This is a genomic window from Pseudomonas sp. SZ40 (assembly GCF_052958135.1).
In genome coordinates, this window is record NZ_JBQWIF010000026.1 from 1 (window position 1) to 22,171 (window position 22,171).

Consider the following 22,171-nt stretch of genomic DNA (forward strand, 5'->3'; position numbering starts at 1 on the left):
AAGCCAGCGCCTCGGGGCTTTGGTAGCCGACAGAGGTCTGCAGGCCGTAGGAGCCAGCTTGCTGGCGATCGCGGTGGGACGTCCTTCTTGCGGATGCTCGGGTAATGATCAGGCGCGTGCTGGGCCGGGGCGAGGTTCACGGGCGTGGCGAGGGTGAGGGTGCCTCGCTGGCAAGCCAGCTCCTACAGGGCTTTGGTAGCCGGCGAGGTCTGCAGGCCGTAGGAGCCAGCTTGCTGGCGATCGCGGTGGGACGTCCTTCTTGCGGATGCTTGGGTAATGTCAGCCCGAGCAGGACCGGGGCGACATTCACGGGTGTGGCGAAGGTGAGGGTGCCTCGCTGGCAAGCCAGCGCCTCGGGGCTTTGGTAGCCGACAGAGGTCTGCAGGCCGTAGGAGCCAGCTTGCTGGCGATCGCGGTGGCGAAATTCACGCCGGTGTAGGCGGTGGGGCGGTAAGCCGGATGTAGGGTGGACAACGCTCTTTTTGTCCACCATCGCGATGGTGGAGCGGTGGACGGGTGAAGCGTCGTCCACCCTACGAGGCTTCAGGTCGTTTCCCCTGCTGCCAGCGGGCGAGTGCACGCCATGCCGGGCCGGGCGGCGATCCGCTCCAGCCCATCAACCACGGGCTTGGCTCACAGCCCGCAGACGCTACCGTCGCTGCGCGGGTCGGCGGCGCCTTCGAGGATGCCGTTGGGATGGCGCAGCAGGGCGCCGGCGTGGCCCATGGTGTCGCTGAAGGCGTCGTCCAGCACATCGATGACATGCCCGGCCTGGCGCAGCCGCTCGACCAGTTCGCTCGGGAAACGGCTTTCCAGCTTGAGGGTGGTGCTGACGTCGCCCCAGGTGCGGCCGAGCAGCCAGCGTGGTGCGCTGACGGCGGCCTGCAGGTCACTGCCCAGGCGGTAGCGGCTGAGGATCGCGGCCTGAGTCTGTGGCTGGCCTTCGCCGCCCATGGTGCCGTAGCTCAGGGTGCGGCCATCGTCGAACAGGGCGAGGGCCGGGTTGAGGGTGTGGAAGGGCTTGCGGCCCGGTTCCAGGGTCTGCAGCGCGGTAGGGTCGAGGGAGAAACTGATACCGCGGTTCTGCCAGGCGACGCCGGTAGACGGCAGCACCACACCGGAGCCGAACTCCCAGTACACGCTCTGGATGAAGCTGACGGCGCGGCCCTGCTCGTCGATGCAACCCATCCAGATGGTATCCCCCGGCGCTGCCGGTTGTGGCCACGGCAGCGCCTGCTGCGGGTCGATGGCGGCGGCCAGGCGTTGCAGGTTTGCGTCGTCCAGCAGGCCCTGTGGCTCTTGGGGTACGCGACCTGGATCGGTCACCACGCGGTCGCGGATCAGGAACGCCTGCTTGGTCGCTTCCACCAGCCCGTGCACATGCTCGAAGCCTTCGGCCTGTTCGACCGCGAGCTTTTCGAAGATGCCGAGGATCAGCAGTGATGCCAGGCCCTGGGTCGGCGGCGGCATGTTGTACAGGGTGGCGTCGTTCAGGCGCACGCTCAGCGGTTCGACGGCGCGGGCCCGGTAGCCCTGCAGGTCGGCGAGACGCAGCGGGCTGCCCAGGCGCTCGAGATCGGCGGCCATGCGTGTGGCCAGTTCACCGCGGTAGAAGTCGTCCAGGCCGACATCGGCCAGGCGCTGCAGGGTCTCTGCCAGGGCTGGCTGGCGCAGCAAGTCGCCCTCCTTGGGCGCCTGGCCATGGTTCAGGTAGACGTCGGCGAAACCAGGCACGTCCTTCAGTTCGGCCAGTTTGCCTTGGGTCAGTTGCGCCTGGCTGCGGCTGACCACGATGCCGCGACGGGCATGGCCGATGGCGTCGCTCAGCAGGTCTGACAGAGGCATGCCCGGCCCCCAGTGAGCGGTCTGTGCCAGTGCTTCGGCCCAGCCGCCGACGGTGCCCGCCACGGTCAGCGCAGCCAGTGGGCCGCGGCTGGGGATCTGCGCGTGACCGGCGTAGAAATCGCGGTCGGCGAGGGCGGCGCTGCTGCCGCAGGCGTCGATGGCCAGCGGCTGCTTGCCTGGCTCGTGAATCAGCCAGAAACCATCACCGCCAATGGCGTTCATGTGTGGATAGACCACCGCGATGGTCGCCGCTGCTGCAACCATCGCCTCCACGGCGGTGCCGCCGGCCTTGAGCACGTCGCGCCCGGCCTGGGCGGCAAGATGGTGGGGAGCGACGAACAGGCCGCCGGTGGCGTGGGTGCTCTTGAGCATGGGATCAGGTTCCTTGTTGTTTTCGGGCCGCACCGATCATAACGGCACGGCCCGATGGGGCGCCTCAAAAAACGTTCGCGCGGGTAGATGACCGCACTGGCAGTTTCCAGAGGTGCCCGTCATTGGCATCACCAACCGATAGCGGCAGGCAGCCAGGTGGCCAGGGATGGGAAGCAGAACACCACGGCCACGGCGAGCATCTGCAGGAATACGTACGGCAGGGCGCCGAGGTAGATGTCCTTCGTGCTGATCCCCGGTGGCGCGACGCCCTTGAGGAAGAACAGCGCCCAACCGAAAGGCGGTGTCAGGAAGGACATCTGCAGGTTCAGCGCCACCAGGATCCCCAGCCACACCAGGTCGGTGTCGTAAGCGATGAACACTGGCAGGAACATCGGCAGGGCGATGTAGGAAATCTCGATCCACTCGAGAAAGAAGCCGAGCACGAACAGCACCGCCATGAGGAACAGGATCGCCCCCAGTTCGCCGCCTGGCAGCATGGTGAACAGGTCATGCACCAGAGCCTCGCCGCCGAGGCCGCGGAATGCCAGGGAGAAGGGCTGCGAGCAGAGCAGGATCAGGAAGATCATCGCGCTGATGGTCAGGGTGCCGTGCAGGGTGGCCTTCAGCGTCGGCCAGCTCAGGCGACCTGAAAGCGCAGCGATGAGCAACGCGCCGAGTGCGCCCATGGAGGCCGCTTCGGTGGGCGCCGCGACACCACCGATGATCGATCCCAGGACCGCCATGACCAGCAGCAGGGGTGGCAGTACGCTGCGTGCCATGTCCTTGAGCAATTGCGTGCGGCTGGTCAGGGCGCGTTCCTCGGCAGGAATCGCCGGCACCCAGTCCGGGCGCAGCCAGCCGAGCAGCAGCATGTAGGCTACGTAGATCAGCGCCAGCACCAGGCTGGGGATGAAGGCCGCGGCGAAGATCGAACCCACCGACTGGCCGAGGATATCGGCCAGCAGGATCAGCACCAGGCTGGGCGGGATGATCTGCCCGAGGGTGCCGGATGCGCAGATGGTGCCGCAGGCCACGGTCTTGTTGTAGCCGCGGCGCAGCAGCGTGGGCAGGGTCAGCAGGCCGATGGTCACCACCGTGGCACCGACGATGCCGGTGGAGGCGCCAAGCAGCACGCCGACCAGAATGATCGCCAAGCCCATGCCGCCGTTCAGGCCGCCCATGGCGCGGCCAATCGTGTCGAGCATGTCTTCCGCGACCCTGGATTTCTCCAGCATCACCCCCATGAACGTGAACATGGGTATCGCCAGCAGGGTGTAGTTGCTGACCACGCCGAACATGCGTGCCGGCAGCAGTGCGAAAAGCATCGGGCCGAAGCCGATCATGCCGGCGACGAACCCGGATACGGCCAGGGAAATGGCCACCGGCACACCCGCCATCATCATGGCGAAGAAGCCGAAGACCATGGCGATGGCCAACCATTCATTGGGGCTCATGCGCGTACCTCCCCAGGCGAGGCGGGCTGCAGCAGGGTACACAGTGCCCGCAGGCTATCGGCCACGCCCTGCAGGCCGAACAGGCCGAAGCCCAGCGGCAGGAAGGCCTTGACCAGGAAGCGATAGGGCAGGCCACCCGGATCGGGTGAGCCTTCGCCCATGTTGTAGGACTGCATCGTGTAGTTGAACGCCAGGCGGGCGATGTAGAAGCCGATTGCCGCGGTGGCGATGCCGCTGAACAGGTCGACGGCGGCCTTGGTCTTCACGCTGAATTTTTCGTAGAGAAAGTCCACGCGCACGTCCTGGCGGTGCTTGAGGGTGTAGGAGATACCGAGCAGGGCGATGGGCGAGATCAGGTACCACTCCAGTTCCTGCAGGGCGACCGGGCTGAAGTCGAACAGGTAGCGCATCAGCACATCGAACGACACCAGCAGGACCAGGAGCAGTACGCAGGCCCGGGCTATAAAGCCCAGGGCCTCGACCAGCCCTTCGATACGGCTGACGATGGACATCATGACTCGCCCATCCCTATTTCCATGAAGGCCTTCTCGCCCACCGAGGCCCAGGAGATGTACTGCTTGCGAAAGGCGAAGAAGTGCTCGTAGACCTTCTTGGTCGCCGGGTCGCTCGCTGCCATGCTCGACAGGGTGTCGTGGGTGACTTCACGCAGGCGCTTGATGACGTCGTCCGGCAGCGGCCGGGCGATCACGCCCTGGTTGCCGACCAGATCCTGCATGGCTTCGGCGTTGACCGCGTCGCACCATGACCAGCTGTCGTTGTTGCAGGCCTGGGCGCAGGAACGCACGATCGCCTGCAGGTCGGCGGGCAGGCTGTCCCAGGCCTGCTTATTGATGATCAGCTCGGTGACGTTGGTCGGCTCGTGCCAGCCGGTGGTGTAGTAGTTCTTCGCCGCCTTGTGCAGGCCCATGCGGCGATCCTGATAGGGGCCGACGAACTCGGCGGCGTCGATCACGCCACGTTCCAGGGCTGGGAATATCTCGCCGCCGGGCAACAGGCGCACCGCCACGCCCAGTTCGCTGTAGACCTTGCCGGCCAGGCCGGCGATGCGCATCTTCAGGCCCTTCAGGCTGTCGACGTTTTCCAGGGGCTGGCGGAACCAGCCGGTCATCTGCGTACCGGTGTTGCCCATGGGCATGGGCACCAGGCCGTGGGGTTCGTAGAGCTCCTCCCAGAGCTTGAGGCCGCCGCCGTTGTACAGCCAGGCGTTCATGCCCTGGGTGTTCATGCCGAACGGCACAGCGGTGAAGAACTGCGCCGCGGGGATCTTGCCCGCCCAGAAGAAGGCGTTCGCCGCGTTCATCTCTACCATGCCGCTGGAAACGGCGTCGAAGCCCTCCAGCGCAGGAATCAGCTCGCCGGCGGCGAAGTGCTGGATCTTCAGGCGGCCACCGGACATTTCCTCGACGCGCTTGCAGAAGTCGGTGGGGCTGCCCGGGCCCTGTACGTAGAAGGGCGAGCCCGGCGCATAGGCGTTGGTCATCTTCCAGTTGAAGGTCTTGCCGCTGACTGCCGCACTGGCCACACCGCTGGCACCCATCGCCAGGCCAGCACCTGCGGCGAGGGCGCCGGCGCCGGCGCCGATGAAGTTACGTCGATTGAGGCTCATGGGATTCTCCTTTCACTGTGGCCATTGCGACGGGCGTTTGCCTGCCGGATGTAAAGTCGTTACCGAAAGCCTTCAGCAACAGCCATGCCAGGAGAAAATTATTTTAACTATATGATTTTAAATGGATTATCTGATTTTTACGGTTTGCCTTCGAAATCCCTGGCGCACACAAAACAAGCGTGGCGGAGGTTCGCAAGGTGACGAAACGGTAACCGCAGCAGGGGGTACTGAACATTTGTCAGGTCACGCCGGTTGTCCGGGTCCGTTCCGTCAAGCAGGGCCGTGGTGAGCGTGCGAATGTCATTTGTGCACCAAAACGCATCGGCGGCACGCTTTTGACGCAGTGCGCAGCGGACCCAGAGTCGAGGTTAAAGACGTGCGCCGCCACGCCGATGCTTGACCCGGGTCATCAGCGCCTTGCAATCGACCGTGAGGATTTCCGGGTGATTGAAGATGTGCTGGCGTACGAAGGCATCGAAGGTTTCGTAGCTGTCGGTCAGGGTGTGGATATGCAGGCTTTTCAGGTCGCTCATGATGTACAGGCTGACCACCTCCATGGTCGCTGAAAGGCGCTGGGCGACTGCCTCTATGGCGTGCGGCGCGACGGTCAGATCGACGAAGGTGGAGATGCCCTTGCCGAGTTTTTCCGGGTTGACCACCGCGGTGAATTTCTCGATCACGCCGCTCTCGACCAGCGCCTGTACCCGGGTGCGGGCGTGGGCGCGGGAGATGTTCAGTTGGCGGGCGATATCGGCGAAGGAAGTGCGTGAATCCTTGATCAGGATATTCAGCAGCGCGTTGTCCAGTTTGTTCATGGGCAGGGCTTATCGAAGCGAGTGTGGTAACAGGGATGCGCTTTGCATGCCAATTTCTGGCGTGAGGTGAATGCCAGTGGAGCCGGGGGGGCGCCTAGCCCTTGCCGGCGATTGGCAGCCATGCCGCCATTACGTTGGATGGCCGCTATCGCTTCGCCCGCAAGCGGGCTCCTACAGGGCTCTGAATTCCACGCGATCGCATAGGAGCAGGGGGCGCCTAGCCCTTGCCAGCGAATGGCAGCCGTGCCGCAATTACGTTGGATGGCCGCTATCGCTTCGCCCGCAAGCGGGCTCCTACAGGGCTCTGGTATCCACGCGATCGCGTAGGAGCAGGGGGCGCCTAGCCCTTGCCGGCGATTGGCAGCCGTGCAGCCATTACGTTGGATGGCCGCTATCGCTTCGCCCGCAAGCGGGCTCCTACAGGGCTCCGAGTTCCTCGCGATCGCGTAGGAGCAGGGGCGCCTAGCCCTTGCCGGCGAATGGTGGCCGTGCCGCCATTTTGCAGAACGGCCGCCATCGCATCGTCCGCAAGCGGGCTTACAGGGTGGCGGCACGCCGGGCAGCATGCAGTCGGCTCTAGAACAGTTTGCGGTACTGCTCGAAGCCCGAGCGTTCGCCGATGCGCTCGTAGAGCAGCTTGGCCTTGGCATTGGTTTCGTGGGTCAGCCAGTGCACACGTGAGCATCCGGCGGCCTGGGCGACGGCATAGACGTGTTCGATCAACTGGCGGCCGACGCCATTGCCCCGTACGTCCTTGCCGATGAACAGATCCTGCAGGTAGCAATAGTCGCCGGTCGTCCAGCAGGAGCGGTGGTAGATCCAGTGCACCAGGCCAATCGCCTCGCCGTCGTGCCAGGCGAGTGCAGCGAACATCGGTTCGGCGGGATCGAGAAAGCGCTGCCAGGTGGTGGCGCTGACGTCCGCGTCGATCTCGGTCATGTAGAAGCGCTGGTAGCCCTGCCACAACGGCAGCCAGGCAGCGTGGTCGTCAGCGGTGACGGCACGGATTTCCACGGGGATGCGGACGGTCATGGGCAGCTCTCCTGAAAGTCGGTCGACCGCCATCCTGCGATGCCGGGGCCGGCATCGCAAGCATCCGTGCGGTGGAGGCGGCTTAGCGCCCGTTCAGATAAGCCTTGCCGTAATGACGCTCGAGACGTGCCTGGATCAGCTCCAGACCGATCGACAGCAGCCAGTAGATGATTGCCGCGGTGGTGAGCATTTCGATGTAGCGGTAGGACGAGCGGCCATAGGACTGGGCCAGGAACATCACTTCCCAGACGCCCATCACCGAGATCAGCGACGAGTCCTTGAGCATCGAAATGAACTGGCTGGTGGTCGGTGGAATGATGGTGCGCATCGCCTGGGGCAGGGTTACCCGCCAGAAGATCACCACCGGTTTGAGGCCCAGTGCCAGGGAGGCTTCGCGCTGGCCGGGGGCGACGCCGATCAGCCCGGCGCGGAAGATTTCGCTCAGGTAGGCGCCGTAGTTCAGCGACAGGGCGATGATCCCGGCGGTGATCGCGCCCGGTACCAGGCCCAGTTGAGGCAGGCCCAGATAGATCAGCAGAATCTGGATCAACAACGGCGTGCCACGGAAGAACGAGGCGTAGAAGCTGGCGATCCCGAACGCCACGGCGCTCTTCGACAGGCGCGCCAGGGCGGTGACGAAGCCCAGCGCCAGGGATGCCCAGATCGAGCAGAAGCACAGGAACAGGGTCAGCGCCGCGCCCTGCAGAAAACCGTTGGGTGCCAGGTTGGCGCCGAGCAGGTTGGGGAGCTTGTCGAGGATGATCGAGAACTTCAGGTCGAAGCTCAGGAAGAACGCCACGCACAGGGCGAACATGATCGCCCAGGTGACATACAGGCGGGTGCGAAAGCCGAACAGACGCTGCAGCAACGACTCGCCCGCCATGGGTGGCGGGCGAGGGGATTCAGGAGGGGGTGTCATTGGCTGATATCGGAACCGATCCACTTCTTGGAGATGGCCGCCAGGGTACCGTCCTTGCGCAGCTCTGCGAAGACGCTCTCGACCTTGGCGCGCCACTCGGCGTCATCCTTCTCGATGGCCACGGCATTCGGCTCGGCGTACAGCGCGGTGCCGGCCAGCTTGAAGCGCTTGTCCTGGTCGATGCGTGGTTGCGCGGTGACCAGGTTGGTGAGAATGGCATCGAGGCGCACACCGGCACCCAGGGCGAGGTCGTGGAAGGCCACGGTATCGTTGTCGTACGGCGCGACCTGTACCGCGTCGAACGGGTACTCCAGCGGCTTGTCTTCTGCGCCTTCGATGACCAGATCCTTGTTCAGATAGCCCTCGTACGATGATGCACTGGTGACGCCGACCTTCAGGCCGGAAAGATCCTTGGCCGACTGAATGCGCTCGTCGGCGGCGTTGACCACGATCACCGCCGGGGAGGCGTAATAGGTGACCGGGAAATCGAAGACCTGGGCGCGTGCCTGGCTAGGCGTCATCGAGCAGATGCAGATGTCGTAGCGGCCGTTCCAGCGACCCGCGGCGATCACATCCCAGGATGGGGTTTCCAGGCGCAGCTTGACGCCGAGCTTGTCAGCCACGGCCTTGGCCACATCGACGTCGAAGCCGTCGAGCTGGTTCTGATCGTTGAGAAAGGAGAACGGCGGATAGTTTTCCATCAGCACGTTGACCAGCTCACCGTTCTTCTCGATGCGGTCGAGCGTGGGGCCTGCCAGAGCCAGGTTGCAGAAGGAAGCGAGGGTCAGGCCGAGGGCCGCGAATAGCGTGGTTTTCACAGAATTCCTTAAGCACGAAAGGGGTTGTGACAGGCGAATTGTGTGTATTAAATAGTTATAAATGAATGCGTCCAAATGAATTGAATGCATATCGATATGACTGGAGCTTATATGAGCGGGCGACCTCTGATTTTGCTGGATGGCGGCATGGGCCGTGAGTTGCAGCGCCGTGGTGCGCCGTTTCGTCAACCGGAGTGGTCGGCGCTGGCGCTGAGCGAGGCGCCCGAGCAGGTGGAGGCGGTGCACGCTGCCTATATCGCCAGCGGCAGCCAGGTGATCACCAGCAACAGTTACGCGGTGGTGCCCTTCCATATCGGCGAGCAGCGCTTCGCCGAGGAGGGCCGCGCCCTTGCCGAACGTGCCGGTCAGCTGGCGCGCAACGCGGCCGATCAGGCTGCCAGCGCAGTGCGGGTTGCCGGCTCGCTGCCGCCGCTGTTCGGCTCCTATCGGCCTGATCTGTTCCAGCCCGAACGGGTGACCGAGGTGCTGACGCCGCTGATACAGGGCTTGGCGCCCCATGTCGACCTGTGGCTGGCCGAGACCCAGAGCGCTATCGTCGAAGCACGGGCCATTCGTGCCCATCTGCCCGATGACGGCAAGCCGTTCTGGCTGTCCTTCACCCTGCGCGACGAAGACACCGACGAGGTACCGCGCCTGCGCTCCGGCGAGCCGGTGGCCGATGCGGCCCGTGCAGCCGCCGAGCTGGGTGTCGAGGTGCTGCTGTTCAATTGCAGCCAGCCGGAAGTGATCGGCACGGCCATCGACGTGGCGCGCGAAACCTTCGCCAGCCTGGGCGCGGACATCGCCATTGGCGCCTACGCCAATGCCTTCCCGCCGCAGCCCGAGGAGGCCACCGCCAACGACGGCCTGGACCCGCTGCGCGAGGATCTCGACCCGCCCGGCTACCTGCGCTGGGTAGCCGACTGGCGCGCCCGTGGAGCCAGCCATCTGGGCGGCTGCTGCGGTATCGGCCCGGAGCATATCGCGGTGCTGGCGCAGCGTCTGAACTGATCAATCGGCTTGGCGCGCCATGTGCTCTGAATCGCGATCCTGGCGTCTTCCTAGGGTCGCTCAGGCAGCTTGCCGAGCATCACTGCGAGTCCGAGCATGCAAGCGTTGCTGAATGAAGTCCTCGATCAGGTCAGGCCGCTGATTGGCAAAGGCAAGGTTGCCGATTACATCCCGGCGTTGGCCGATGTGCCTGCCGATCAATTGGGCATCGCGGTATATGGCAACGACGGCGAGCTGTTCACCGCCGGTGATGCGCAGACACCGTTCTCGATCCAGAGTATTTCCAAGGTGTTCAGCCTTGTGCAAGCCATCCAGCACAGCGGCGAGGCCATCTGGGAGCGGCTGGGTCACGAGCCTTCCGGGCAGCCGTTCAATTCGCTGCTGCAGCTGGAACTGGAGAACGGCCGGCCGCGCAACCCGTTCATCAATGCCGGCGCATTGGTGATCAGCGATATCAACCAGTCACGCTTCGCTGCCCCTGTGCTGTCGATGCGCGATTTCGTCCGGCGCCTGTCCGGTAACGCGCACGTGGCTGTGGATAACCGCATCGCCGAATCCGAGTACCAGCATCGCGCGCGCAACGCGGCGATGGCGTATCTGATGCAGTCGTTCGGCAATTTCCACAACGATGTGGAGATGGTGCTGCGCGGCTACTTCAGCCACTGCGCCCTGAGCATGAACTGCGTCGACCTGGCCAAGGCCTTCTGCTTCCTGGCCAACGACGGTTTCTGCAAACACAGCGGCGAGCAGGTTCTCAGCGTGCGGCAGACCCAGCAGGTGAACTCGATCATGGCCACCAGCGGGCTGTACGACGAGGCCGGCAACTTCGCCTACCGCGTTGGCCTGCCGGGCAAGAGCGGCGTGGGGGGTGGCATCGTCGCGGTGGTGCCGGGGCAATACACCATCTGCGTGTGGTCGCCCGAGCTCAACGCCGCCGGCAATTCGCTGGCCGGCATGGCGGCGCTGGAAGTGCTCAGCGAGCGGATTGGCTGGTCGGTTTTTTAGGCGGCAAGCCTGAGGGTTCCCATGACGCTCTGCGTCATGCCCGGGGCCGCCAGAGCGGCAGCCTCGGCATCAGTTGTTGTCGCGGTATTCCTGGCGCAGCATCCACAGGTCCTGATAGGTGCAGGAGCCTGGCTTGGCGCCGGTCATGTCATAGCAACGCTGGCCGAAGCCCATTGGCCAGTAAATGATGCTGAACGGTGGCCAGAAGATCGACGCCACGCGAAAGCGCGTGCGCAGCTTGCCTTCGGCGAGGGTTTCGCCAGTCGCGCTGGTCAGTTTGTACGGTACGCCACCGGCACGGCTCCAGAAGAACGGACGGGTTTTCACCAGGCCTTGGGGATGTTGCTGGGCACGCTCGTTGACGCTGATGTTGGCGTGCTCGGGCAACTTGAAGAAGGCCTTGGTCGAGCAGCCGGTGATGGCCAGAATGAGCAGCAGGAAAATGCTTGAGCGAAGCAAAGGCATACGACGTCCTTGTGGGGAGATGAAACCGAAGAATGGCTGACTACCGTCAGCCGGGCGCGACTATACCGGCTAGGCGCGCCCTGATCCATGACTCACTCCGCACGTTCGCCACACAGATCGAGTGCGAACAGGCGTTCCGTCTCGCCCTGATCCAGCCCTGCGCCCAGCAGCGCGAAGAGTTTGCCCAGGGCCGCTTCGCGGGTCATGCCGCCAGCCGAGATCAGGCCAACCGAAGCCAGCTGGCTGCCGGCCGCATAGACACCGAACTCCACATGCCCCTGGGGGCACTGGCTGATGGCCGCCAGCACCACGCCGCGTTCATGGGCCTCGCGCAAGACGTCGAGCAGCTCGGCATTGTCGGACGGGCCGGTACCGCTGCCATAGCACTCCAGCAGCAGACCCTGCACGCCGCAGTTCAGCAGGGCGCGCAGGTGGCTGGCACGCAGGCCGGGAATCAGCGGCAGGCTGAGCAGGTTGACCGGCTGACGCTGCTGGCGGAAGTCGATGTGCTCCGGGAGCTCTGCCAGACGCTCGCCGTGCCGCAGGCGCGGCATGACCTGGAACGCGTCGAAGGCATCGCTGCGCAGTTTGCTGACGCGAGCGCCGTGCATCAGTGCGCCGTCGAAATACAGGTGCACGCCAGCCTGCACGCCGTCGTGCAATGCCTGCATGGCGCCGAACAGATTGCGCCAGGCGTCGCTGTTCTCGGCGCCTGCCGGCTGCATGGAGCCGGTCAGCACCACCGGCACCGGCAGGCCCAGCAGCAGGAAGCTCAGCGCTGCGGCGCTGTAGGCCAGGGTATCGGTGCCATGCAGTACCAGCACGCTGTCGCAGCCATCCTGCTCGATGCCCAGGCGGATCGCCGCGACCATCGCCAGCCAGTTGTTCTGGCTCATGTTGGCGCTGTCTATCGGCGGCAGCAGCTCGCGAAACATCCACGTCGGCACCTGCTCGCTCTGTTGCGTCTGCTGTGCGCGCAGGCGCGCCTCGAAGCCGGAGGCAGGGGCCAGGCCGGCAGCGCTCATCTGCATGCCGATGGTGCCGCCGGTATAGAGCACGAGGAGTTTTTGCGCTGCAGGCATGCCTTTTTCCTTATTGAAAGAATGGGTATGGAAAGGGGCAGGATACATCTGATTGCCACTCATGAAAGACCTGGGGTGGGGATCTCGAGACGAAGCCGTGCCTGGCTCGCCAGGTGGCGCGCCAGGGATGTACGGCAGGAAAGGGGAGGCCGCGATCTGGGCGGCGGATCGGGCGACACGATGTGTGTCGCCCGATCAGGCTGGACGACTCAGCGTTGAGTCGGCAGCAGTTCCGCTGCGCTCTGTGGCTGAGCGTCAGCGGTTGGCTTGGCGGCCGGCCAGGAGGCGCGGTCGAGGTCCAGGTCGGCGAACTTGGAGCCGTCGAATACCGGCTGAGCGATGCCTGCCTTGCGCTGCTCGTCGTAGTCCTTCATGACGCGCAGGCCGACCTTGATCAGCATGGCCAGAGCCGTCAGGTTGACGAATGCCAGGCAGGTCATGGTGATGTCGGCGAAGGCGAACACGGTGCCCAGGTTCTGCATCGAACCCCAGCAGATCAGTGCCAGCACCAGGCCGCGATAGCCGAGCAGGGCGACCTTGCTACGACCGACCAGGAACTGCAGGGCGTTCTCGCCGAGGTAGTAGTTGTAGAGGATGCAGGTGAACACGAACAGGCTCAGTGCCACGCTGATGAAGGTACGACCCCAGTCACCGACCACAGCTGCCAGGGAGTTCTGGGTGAGCACGATACCGTCGCCTTCGAAGCCCGGAGTGTAGAAGCCGGACAGCAGGATCAGCAGGGCGGTACAGGTGCAGATCACGAACGTGTCGAGAAACACGCTGAACGCCTGCACCACGCCTTGTGCTGCCGGGTGCTTGACCGAGGCCACTGCGGCGACGTTAGGCGCGCTGCCCAGGCCGGCTTCGTTAGCGAACACGCCGCGTTTGACGCCCATCACGATCGCGCTGCCCAGCAGGCCGGCGAAGGCAGGCTCGAGGCCGAAGGCGCTCTTGACGATGGTCGCCAGCATGGCCGGCACGTGTTCGATCTGGATGGCGATGACGTAGATGGTCACTGCGATGTAGATCAGGGTCTTGACCGGAACCAGCAGATCCGAAACCGACGCGATGCGCTTGATGCCACCGATGAACACCAGGCCCAGCAATACGGCCAGGGCGATACCGCTGTATTGCACCGGAATGTCGAAGGCGTTCTGCAGCGAGTGAGTCACGGTGTATGACTGCAGGCCGTTGAAGGCGAAGCCGTAGGTGACCAGCAGCAGGACGGCGAAGGTCATCGCCATCCAGCGCAGCTTCAGGCCGTGCTGGATGTAGTAGGCCGGGCCGCCGCGGTACAGGCCGTCACCGTCGCTGCGTTTGTAGACCTGGGCGAGGGTACATTCGAAGAAGCTGCTGGACATGCCGACCAGTGCAGTCACCCACATCCAGAACACCGCGCCTGGGCCGCCGAGAGTCACGGCGATACCGACACCGGCGATGTTACCGGCACCCACACGACCGGCGAGGCTGAGCATCAGCGCCTGGAACGAGCTGAGTTGGCCGCCGCTGCTGCGCAGCGATTCCTTGAACACACTGAACATGTGTATGAAGTGACGGAACTGGACGAAGCGCGAGCGCAGGGTGAAGTAGCTACCCAGGCCGACGATGAGCACGATCAACACTTTCCCGGACAGGAAGTCGTTCAGTACTTCGAGCATGATGAATCCTCGGTTCTTATTGTGAGCGTTCGCGAAAAGTGCGACGCGGTTTGCGGTGGATGATTTTTGAGCAAGGCAGCCAGCGGAACAATTTCGCGGGTCGATCCTAGGTGATGCGACCTGATGCTATAATCACGTCACTCGCATCATCTGAGCCGCCCATGTCCAGTCACCTCGGTGAGAATCTCCGGTTGCTATGCAGCCACTATCGCTCCATTGCGGAGGTGTGCCGAAAGCTCGGTATCAACCGCGCACAGTTCAACAAGTACCTGTCTGGAGAGAGCCAGCCGACGGCCTATAACCTTAAGAGGATTGGGGATTTCTTCGGCGTCGAGGGCTATGAGCTGGGCTTGCCGGGCGATCAGTTCGCGCGCCTGATCGGCGCACGCGGTACGCAGATCGGCGCACCTGCGGAGCAGGATCCGTTACACGCATTGTTACAGCCGTTACGTGAACAATCCGGTGATCTTTCGCGTTATTGCGGCTATTACTTCGAATACGCCAACTGCATGTCGGTGCCCGGCACCATCCTGCTGTCACTGATCCACATGCGCGAGGAAAGCGGGAGCTTTCTGTTCGAGCGTCAGGAGCGCCAGGTGACCTCTGCTGGCGGGCTCGCCGAAGACTCGGCACGCTGTCGTTACCTGGGCGCGGCGTTCCAGCTGCAGGATCGTCTGTTTCTCATCGATTACGAGTCGCTGACGGTCAACGAGATGAGCCAGACCATCCTGATCCCCAGCTTCAAGAGCCGCATCACACGCCTCAACGGCCTGAAGACCGGGGTCTCCAGCGGTGACCGCCGCACCCCGGCGTGCACCCGCGTGGTGTGGGAGTTCCTGGGCACCGAGATCAACCGCATCAGCACCTATCGCCAGGTGATGCTCTATCAGCCGGATGACCCACGCATCGACGAAGACATCCGCGAGCGCCTGGCTCACGCGCCGGTTCGTGATGGGTTGTTCGAGGTGGAGTGAGGGGGGGCAGCTGACCACCCGCTGTATGAGCGAGTGGTGGGCTGAAGCCCACCCTACGCCAGGTCCGCACGTGCTGATGTACCGTAGGGTGGGCTCAGCCCACCAACTTCGAACTGCGCCCGCGATCAGTGCCGTAGGGTGGGCTTTAGCCCACCAATGCGAACAGCTTTCGCTATCAGCACAGTTCCGGGTGTTTGTTGCAGGTGCCGTAACCCTCGCTCTTCATCTCATCCAGCGCCTTTTGCAGCCGTGCTACCACTTCGTCCGGGGTGTCGAGGTTGAGGGCCAGGTAAAGGTCGGAGCGGTCGAAGGTCAGCACGTTGCGCAGGCCGGTGACGTCCGCCTGGCGGGCCTGGTGGCGCCATACCGGGTCGGTGGTGCCCCACAGGTCGATGCGGCCCTGGGTCAGTTTGGCGATGTTCTCCGGGTCGCGCAGGGTGTTGATCGGCTGCAGCCCGGCCTTTTCCAGCGTCTGGCTGGCGGCACTGTCCTTGTAACTGCCGATGCGGTACTGGCGGGCCTGCTCGAGGTCCTTCAGGTTGGGAATGTTCGAGCCCGGCGCGGCGAGCAGCACGCGCTCGACCTTGGCGATCGGGCCGACCCACTTGAACAGCGGGCGACGCGCCTCGTTCATCGAGGTCGAGAACAGGCCGTGGTTGGCGTTGGCGAGGGTGGAGTCGTAGACCCGGCTCCAGGGGAAACGCAGGGTCAGGGTGTAGTCGATGCCGGCACGCTTGAACATCTCGCGCACGATGGTGGTGCTGACCCCCTGAATATTGGCGTCACGGGCGAAATTCTTTTCGTTGTCGGCCATGTTGAATGGCGGAAAGTTTTCCGTTTGTAACACGACCTTGTAGCCAGGCGGCAGTTCGGCCTGCGCGGGCAGGGCGAAGACGCTGGAAACGGACAGCAAACAGGCGAACCACGCGGCTTTGACGGTCATGAGGGAGCTTCTCTTTGTTGGGCTGCTGCCGTTGTATCGCGCTGGCGCGCAAACGGCAATCGCTCCTGAAAGAGCGAAGCCCCGTACTGTGAACAGATACGGGGCTTCGGGCTGCAACTGGCGCTTAGCGTTGCTGGTCGACCGCCTCTTTGATCGGTGGCGTCAGGGGCTTGAGCTGATGCGGGGCGATCATGTTTTCCGGGCGCAGAATCTCGGCCAGTGTGGTGTCGTCCAGCAGCTGCTCCTCGCGCACCAGTTCCAGTACGCCGCGGCCGCTGACCAGCGCTTCCTTGGCGATACGGGTGGAGTTCTCGTAACCGATGTAGGGGTTGAGCGCGGTGATCAGGCCGATGGAGTTCTCCATCAATGCGCGGCAGTGGGCTTCGTTGGCGGTGATGCCGTTGATGCAATGCTCGCGCAGCATGTCCATGGCGCGTTGCAGCAGGCGGATCGAGTCGAAGATCTTGTAGGCGATCAGCGGCTCCATCACGTTCAGTTGCAGCTGGCCGCCTTCGGCTGCCATGGTCAGGGCAAGGTCGTTGCCGATGATTTCGAAGGCCACCTGATTGACCGCTTCCGGGATCACCGGGTTGACCTTGCCAGGCATGATCGAGCTGCCTGGCTGACGCGCCGGCAGGTTGATCTCGTTGATGCCGGTGCGCGGGCCGCTGGAGAGCAGGCGCAGGTCGTTGCAGATCTTCGAGAGTTTGACCGCGGTGCGCTTGAGCATGCCGGAGAACAGCACGAAGGCGCCCATGTCGGAGGTGGCTTCGATCAGGTCGGCGGCCGGCACCAGCGGCTGGCCGCTGATCAGCGCCAGGCGTTGCACGGCCAGGTGCTGGTAGCCGGGGTCGGCGTTGATGCCAGTACCGATGGCGGTGCCGCCCAGGTTCACTTCGGTGAGCAGCTCCGGCGCCAGGCTACGCAGGCGCGCCAGGTCTTCACCCAGGGTGGTGGCGAACGCGCGGAATTCCTGGCCGAGGGTCATCGGTACGGCGTCCTGCAGCTGGGTACGGCCCATCTTCAGGACGTGGCTGAATTCTTCGCCCTTGGCTGCGAACGACTGGATCAGGCTGTCCAGGCTGGCCAGCAGGGTGTCATGGCCCAGCAGCAGACCCAGGCGGATGGCGGTGGGGTAGGCGTCGTTGGTCGACTGCGCCATGTTCACGTCGTTGTTGGGGTGCAGGTGCTTGTATTCACCTTTGGCATGACCCATGGCCTCCAGGGCGATGTTGGCGATCACCTCGTTGGCATTCATGTTGGTCGAGGTGCCGGCGCCGCCCTGAATCATGTCGACCACGAACTGGTCGTGGAAATCGCCGCGGATGATGCGTGCACAGGCTTCGCTGATCGCGGCGTGCTTGTTGGCAGGCAGGTAGCCCAGTTCGCGGTTGGCGTCAGCTGCTGCCTGTTTGACCATGGCCAGGGCCACGACCAGTTTCGGGTAATGCGCCAACGGCACGCCGGACAGGCGGAAGTTGTTCAGCGCACGCAGGGTCTGGATACCGTAGTAGGCCTCGGAGGGGACTTCGAGGGTACCGAGCAGGTCTTTTTCGACGCGGAACAATGCAGCAGCGGACATGATGTCTCGATTCTCATAAAGGCGCGGAAGATACCGCGATGGCCCTTAGAGTAAGGATTTTGACCCTTCGATGGCCAATGCTGTTACTTGCTGGGGTATGCATAATCGGCATAATGTAGATGTGACCTGCTAGGGGAGGATGCGCGTGAACCTGGAAACCAAATGGCTGGAAGACTTCGTGACGCTGGCCGCTACGCGCAGCTTTTCTCAGGCGGCGCAGAAGCGTTTCGTTACCCAGCCGGCTTTCAGCAGGCGTATCCAAAGCCTTGAGGCAGCCCTGGGCCTGACCCTGGTGAATCGCTCGCGTACGCCGGTGGAGCTGACCGAGTCCGGCCAGCTGTTTCTGCTCACCGCGCGTAGCATGGTCGAGCAACTGGGGGAGGTGGTGCGCCACCTGCATCACCTCGAGGGGCAGCAGGGCGAGGCGTTGCAGATTGCCGCCGCACACTCCCTGGTGTTTGGTTTCTTCCCTGAGTGGATCGCCCGCCTGCGCCGCGATGGCCTGCCGCTGACCACGCGCCTGGTGGCGACCAATGTGGGGGAGGCCGTGCACTCGCTACGCGAAGGCACCTGCGACCTGATCCTCGCCTATCACGACCAGGACGCCGCGGTGCAACTGGCCCCCGACCTGTTTCCGTCGCTGCATCTGGGTAATAGCGAGATGCTGCCGGTCTGCGCCGTCGATGAGCAGGGCGCGCCGCTTTTCGATCTGGACGCCGGGCAGAGTGTGCCCCTGCTGGCCTACAGCGCCGGCACTTATCTGGGGCGCTCGGTGAATCTGCTGCTGCGCCAACGCGCGTTGCGTTCCACCACCGTGCATGAAACGGCCATGGCCGACAGCCTCAAGGCCATGGCGCTGCAAGGCCTGGGCGTGGCCTGGGTGCCGCGGCTGTCGATGAACGCCGAGCTGGCCCGTGGCGAGCTGGTGGTCTGCGGCAAGGAGCACTGGCACATCCCGCTGGAAATCCGCCTGTACCGCTGGAGCATGTCGCGCAAGGCGGCCGTGCGGCTTTTGTGGCGCAAGCTCGAAGGTGGTGTGGGACGCGACGAAAGCTAAAGCGGTGGGGTCAACGATCTATTGTGGGAGCGGGCCATGCCCGCGAAAAAGGTATCCGAGGCCCTTGAGCCCTAGAGGGCAAATATAAGCATCAATATTGGTGATCCAATGTGAGATTGGGTATTGCCCAAGATATTTCGCGGGCATGGCCCGCTCCCACAGTCGTTGGAAGAGTCGCGCGCATTGGTGCTCACTGCGGCCGCATCAAGACTCACCCCAACCCGTACTTCTTCACCTTGTCGAACAGCGTGGTCTTGGCCATGCCCAGGGCCTGGGCGGCCTGGCTGAGGTTGCCGGCGTGGTGCTCGAGGGCATCGACCAGCAGGTTGCGCTCGAAGGCTTCCACCGCTTCGGCGAAGGTCGGTGCGATGCCATCGTGATTGCCGCTTTTCTTGAAGGCCGGCAGGCCGAGGGCGAAGCGTTCGGCGACGTTGCGCAGTTCCCGTACGTTACCGGGCCAGTCATGGGCCATCAGCGCCGCCAGGGTGTGGCGATCCAGTTCGGGTGCGGCGCGATCGAAGCGCAGCGCCGAGAGCTGCAGGAAGTGTTCGAACAGCAGGGCGATGTCTTCACGGCGTTCGCGCAGCGGTGGGAGTTCCAGGGTAACCACGTTGAGGCGGTAGTAGAGGTCGCTGCGGAAGTGCCCAGCCTTGCCGGCTTCGTCGAGATCGGCCTTGGTCGCTGCGATCACCCGGCAGTCGACCGCGACCGGCTGGTTGGAGCCCAGGCGCTCCAGGCTGTGCTCCTGAAGCACGCGCAGCAGCTTGATCTGCAGATTGAGCGGCATGCTTTCGATCTCGTCGAGAAACAGGCTGCCGCCGTTGGCGTGTTCGATCTTGCCGATGCGCCGTTTGCCCGCGCCGGTGAAGGCGTGGGCCTCGTGGCCGAAGATTTCGCTCTCGAACAGGTTCTCCGGCAGGCCGCCGCAGTTGAGGGCGACGAAGGCCTTGCTCTGTCGCCGGCTGAAGTCGTGCAGGCAGCGGGCGACCAGTTCCTTGCCGGTGCCGGTTTCGCCTTCGATCAGCACGTTGGCCGAGGTGTCGGCGACGTTGGCGATCAGCTCGCGCAATTGCTGCATGGCCGACGAGCGACCGATCAGGCGGTGTTCCAGGGCCTGTTTGCCGGCCAACTGGCGACGCAGCGACGACACCTCGCGGGCCAGGCTGCGTTGCTCCAGCGCACGGCGGGTGACATCGACCAGACGCTCGGGTGAGAAGGGTTTCTCCATGAAGTCGTAGGCGCCGTCGCGCATCGCGCCCACGGCCATGCCGATATCGCCGTGGCCAGTGATCAGCACCACTGGCAGTGCCGGGTCGCGGCGCTTGAGTTCGTCGAGCAGCTTCAGGCCATCCATGCCCGGCAGGCGGATGTCGCTGATGACGATGCCGGCGAAATCCGCGTCGATGCGCTGCAGGGCCTGTTCGGCGCTGCCGACGCCTTCGCTGGCGATATCTTCCAGGGCCAGGGCCTGCTGGCAGCCGAGCAGCACGTGGGGATCGTCTTCGACGATCAGCACGGTGAGGTCGTCATTCATCGGGTGTCTCCATGACAGCGGCAACCTGAGGCAGGTTGAGTTCGAAGGCGGTACCGCCCTGGGGCGGATGATCGGCGCTGAGGCTACCGCCTGCGGCAGCCGCGAGGCTGGCCGATAGCGTCAGGCCAAGGCCCAGGCCCTGCTCGCCGGGCTTGGTGGTGAAGAAGGGTTCGAACAGGTGCGTGCGGTCGGCGGGGGCGATGCCGGGACCGTTGTCGAGCACGCGCAGGCGATAGCGGTCGCCCTCGGCACTGCCCTGCAGCCATAGCTGGCGATCCGTTTGGGTGCTCATGGCATCGGCGGCGTTGGCGATCAGGTTGACGAGGATCTGTTCAAGGCGCGTCTGGTTGATGGCCAGACGCGCTTCGTCGAACTGGTGGTGAATGTTCAGCGGGGTGCGTTCCAGGCGCGGTTGGACCACTTGCAGGGCAGCTTCCACCGCCTTGCTCAGGCTGGCTTCGCCGCCGTCGTTGGAGCGTCGCGCGAAGGCCCGCAGGCTGCCGGTGATCTTGCCCATGCGATCGACCAGTTCGTTGATCGTCTGCAGGTTGGTGGTGGCCACGTCGTACGAGCCACGGGAGAGAAAGCGCACGGTGTTGCCGGACAAGGTGCGCAGCGCGGCCAGTGGCTGGTTGAGCTCATGGGCGATGCTGGTGGACATCTGCCCGATCACCGCCAGCTTGCCGGCCTGCACCAGTTCGTCCTGGGCCAGGCGCAGGGTGTTCTCGGCCTGCCGCCGTTCGCGTATCTGCGCCTTGAGGCGGTCGTTGCTGGCGCGCAGATCGGCGGTGCGCTCGGTGATCTTGCGTTCCAGCTCGCTGTTGGCCTGCTGCAAGGCTTCACGGGCCGCGAGGCGGGTGGCGATCACCTTGCGACGTTCGTTCCAGGCGATCAGCAGAAAGGCCAGCAAGGCGAAGGCGGCGGCGGCCAGCATGCCGTGGCTGACCGCCTCGCGGCGCAGGTCCTGAAGCGGGCTGAGCAGGGTGAGGTGCCAGGGGGTGTCTTCCAGCGGACGGCTTTGCGACAGGTAGTTGATCACCTCGCTGCCCTCCTGCTCGCCGGTGGCGGCGAAGCTGACCTGCTCGACATCGGTGTCCACCGGCGTGCGGGCCAGCGGGATCAGTTCGTCGAGTGAAGACCAGTGATACTGCAGGCTGCGCGCCAGGCGCTCCTTGATGTCGGCGTTCAACGGCCGCACTGCCTTGAGACGGCGGGCGGGGTCGCTGGAGAGGATGATGATGCCGTTTTCGTCGCTGACGTAGGCTTCCAGGCGTGCTCGCTGCCAGCGCTGCTCCAGCGGGTCGAGACGTACCTTGACCACCGCCACGCCGATGATCCGGCCGTTGGCCTTGAGACCATGGGACAGGTAGTAGCCGGGTTCGCCGGTGGTGCTGCCGATACCGTAGAAACGACCCTGTTCGCCTTGCAGGGCATCCTGGAAATAGGCCCGGAAGGACAGGTCTTCACCCAGGTAGCTGTCGTGCTGGCGCCAGTTGCTGGTGGCCAGCACGCGGCCGTCGGTGTCCATCACGTAGATGGCCATGCTGCCGCTGCGCCGGTTGAGGCCTTCGAGGTAGTCGTTGACGCGTTGGCGTCGGTAGGCGTCCGGGGTCAGCAGCAGGCGGCTGACGTTGGACTCCAGCTCCAGCAGGCTGGGCAGGTAGGTGTATTTGTTGATCTCGCTTTCCACCGCTCGGGCATTGAGCTCGAGCTGGCGCTCGCCGCTTTCGATCAGGTCGCGGATGCCGGCCTTTTCGCTGAGGTAATAGCCAGCGTAGCCGCATATGGCGACCAGAATCAGCATCAACAGGGTCAGCAGCAGGTGGCGGACGTAGCGTGGTTTGGCGGACAAGGCGGGCGGCACCACACGAAGACTGGCGGAAGCGCATTGCATCACAGTCCTCCTGGGCTGGCCAGTTGCGGGGCGGGTTACCCGTTGCGGGGCCGGCGAAACGCGTTCGCCGCCCCTGCAGGGTGT

19 protein-coding genes are annotated in these 22,171 nt (G+C 64.2%); 4 read left to right on the top strand and 15 right to left on the bottom strand.

Translation table 11 applies throughout. The features are described 5' to 3' along the window. Positions 1–633: 633 nt before the first annotated feature. From ACT9T4_RS18750 to ACT9T4_RS18785, 8 genes are all read right to left on the bottom strand, one after another. Positions 634–2,217 carry a gamma-glutamyltransferase family protein gene (locus tag ACT9T4_RS18750; protein WP_499118393.1) on the bottom strand — a complete coding sequence of 528 codons (1,584 nt, stop codon included), beginning with the start codon at positions 2,215–2,217 and terminating at the stop codon, positions 634–636. Positions 2,218–2,345: 128 nt separating this feature from the next. Beyond that, positions 2,346–3,671 (bottom strand): TRAP transporter large permease, encoded by a 1,326-nt coding sequence (locus ACT9T4_RS18755; RefSeq protein WP_499118395.1) that lies wholly within the window; start codon positions 3,669–3,671, stop codon positions 2,346–2,348. Next, positions 3,668–4,186: a TRAP transporter small permease subunit gene (locus ACT9T4_RS18760; RefSeq protein WP_042553402.1), complete on the bottom strand. Its 519-nt coding sequence runs from the start codon at positions 4,184–4,186 to the stop codon at positions 3,668–3,670. Before ACT9T4_RS18760 ends, ACT9T4_RS18755 begins: the two co-directional genes overlap by 4 nt. Next, positions 4,183–5,298, bottom strand: a complete 1,116-nt coding sequence (locus ACT9T4_RS18765) for a TRAP transporter substrate-binding protein (RefSeq protein ID WP_499118397.1) — start codon at positions 5,296–5,298, stop codon at positions 4,183–4,185. The genes ACT9T4_RS18760 and ACT9T4_RS18765 overlap by 4 nt, the downstream gene beginning before the upstream one ends. Positions 5,299–5,666: 368 nt before the next feature. Continuing rightward, a complete protein-coding gene (locus ACT9T4_RS18770; protein WP_042553400.1) occupies positions 5,667–6,113 on the bottom strand; it encodes an Lrp/AsnC family transcriptional regulator in 447 nt (148 codons plus the stop codon). Between the two features lie 576 nt (positions 6,114–6,689). After that, positions 6,690–7,145, bottom strand: coding sequence for a GNAT family N-acetyltransferase (locus tag ACT9T4_RS18775; protein ID WP_179539516.1), 456 nt, complete (start codon positions 7,143–7,145; stop codon positions 6,690–6,692). Between the two features lie 82 nt (positions 7,146–7,227). Next, positions 7,228–8,064 carry an amino acid ABC transporter permease gene (locus tag ACT9T4_RS18780; RefSeq protein WP_042553399.1) on the bottom strand — a complete coding sequence of 279 codons (837 nt, stop codon included), beginning with the start codon at positions 8,062–8,064 and terminating at the stop codon, positions 7,228–7,230. Further along, complete coding sequence (locus tag ACT9T4_RS18785) at positions 8,061–8,882, bottom strand: ABC transporter substrate-binding protein (protein ID WP_042553398.1); 822 nt, start codon at positions 8,880–8,882, stop codon at positions 8,061–8,063. The genes ACT9T4_RS18780 and ACT9T4_RS18785 overlap by 4 nt, the downstream gene beginning before the upstream one ends. A 111-nt stretch (positions 8,883–8,993) precedes the next feature. On the opposite strand from ACT9T4_RS18785, the gene ACT9T4_RS18790 reads away from it, so the two are divergent. Together ACT9T4_RS18790 and glsB are read left to right on the top strand one after the other, a co-directional pair. Continuing rightward, a complete protein-coding gene (locus tag ACT9T4_RS18790) occupies positions 8,994–9,893 on the top strand; it encodes a homocysteine S-methyltransferase family protein (RefSeq protein ID WP_499118399.1) in 900 nt (299 codons plus the stop codon). Positions 9,894–9,989: 96 nt separating this feature from the next. Beyond that, a complete protein-coding gene (glsB, locus tag ACT9T4_RS18795) occupies positions 9,990–10,898 on the top strand; it encodes a glutaminase B (RefSeq protein WP_179539518.1) in 909 nt (302 codons plus the stop codon). 69 nt (positions 10,899–10,967) lie between these two features. Here glsB and ACT9T4_RS18800 read toward each other — a convergent pair whose 3' ends face one another. The 3 genes from ACT9T4_RS18800 to ACT9T4_RS18810 all read right to left on the bottom strand — a co-directional run bounded on the left by ACT9T4_RS18800 (position 10,968) and on the right by ACT9T4_RS18810 (position 14,103). Continuing rightward, positions 10,968–11,363, bottom strand: a complete 396-nt coding sequence (locus ACT9T4_RS18800) for a hypothetical protein (RefSeq protein ID WP_499118401.1) — start codon at positions 11,361–11,363, stop codon at positions 10,968–10,970. Between the two features lie 92 nt (positions 11,364–11,455). Continuing rightward, positions 11,456–12,445 (bottom strand): asparaginase, encoded by a 990-nt coding sequence (locus ACT9T4_RS18805; RefSeq protein ID WP_499118402.1) that lies wholly within the window; start codon positions 12,443–12,445, stop codon positions 11,456–11,458. 209 nt (positions 12,446–12,654) lie between these two features. Beyond that, on the bottom strand, positions 12,655–14,103 hold the full coding sequence (locus tag ACT9T4_RS18810; protein ID WP_499118404.1) for an alanine/glycine:cation symporter family protein: 1,449 nt from the start codon (positions 14,101–14,103) through the stop codon (positions 12,655–12,657). A 161-nt stretch (positions 14,104–14,264) separates the two neighbouring features. On the opposite strand from ACT9T4_RS18810, the gene ACT9T4_RS18815 reads away from it, so the two are divergent. Beyond that, positions 14,265–15,077 carry a helix-turn-helix domain-containing protein gene (locus ACT9T4_RS18815; protein WP_179539521.1) on the top strand — a complete coding sequence of 271 codons (813 nt, stop codon included), beginning with the start codon at positions 14,265–14,267 and terminating at the stop codon, positions 15,075–15,077. 175 nt (positions 15,078–15,252) lie between these two features. Here ACT9T4_RS18815 and ACT9T4_RS18820 read toward each other — a convergent pair whose 3' ends face one another. Both ACT9T4_RS18820 and aspA read right to left on the bottom strand, forming a co-directional pair. Next, complete coding sequence (locus ACT9T4_RS18820; RefSeq protein ID WP_179539522.1) at positions 15,253–16,020, bottom strand: substrate-binding periplasmic protein; 768 nt, start codon at positions 16,018–16,020, stop codon at positions 15,253–15,255. A 124-nt stretch (positions 16,021–16,144) separates the two neighbouring features. After that, the gene (gene aspA, locus ACT9T4_RS18825) at positions 16,145–17,602 is read right to left on the bottom strand and encodes an aspartate ammonia-lyase (protein ID WP_499118406.1); all 1,458 of its coding nucleotides are present in this window, start codon (positions 17,600–17,602) and stop codon (positions 16,145–16,147) included. A 145-nt stretch (positions 17,603–17,747) separates the two neighbouring features. On the opposite strand from aspA, the gene ACT9T4_RS18830 reads away from it, so the two are divergent. Continuing rightward, positions 17,748–18,659 (top strand): LysR substrate-binding domain-containing protein, encoded by a 912-nt coding sequence (locus ACT9T4_RS18830; RefSeq protein ID WP_042553496.1) that lies wholly within the window; start codon positions 17,748–17,750, stop codon positions 18,657–18,659. A gap of 211 nt (positions 18,660–18,870) precedes the next feature. Here the strand turns inward: ACT9T4_RS18830 and aauR are convergent, their stop codons facing one another. Continuing rightward, positions 18,871–20,193: a two-component response regulator AauR gene (gene aauR / locus ACT9T4_RS18835; RefSeq protein ID WP_042553390.1), complete on the bottom strand. Its 1,323-nt coding sequence runs from the start codon at positions 20,191–20,193 to the stop codon at positions 18,871–18,873. Continuing rightward, positions 20,186–22,087, bottom strand: coding sequence for a sensor histidine kinase (locus ACT9T4_RS18840; protein ID WP_042553389.1), 1,902 nt, complete (start codon positions 22,085–22,087; stop codon positions 20,186–20,188). The genes aauR and ACT9T4_RS18840 overlap by 8 nt, the downstream gene beginning before the upstream one ends. Positions 22,088–22,171 lie beyond the last annotated feature (84 nt).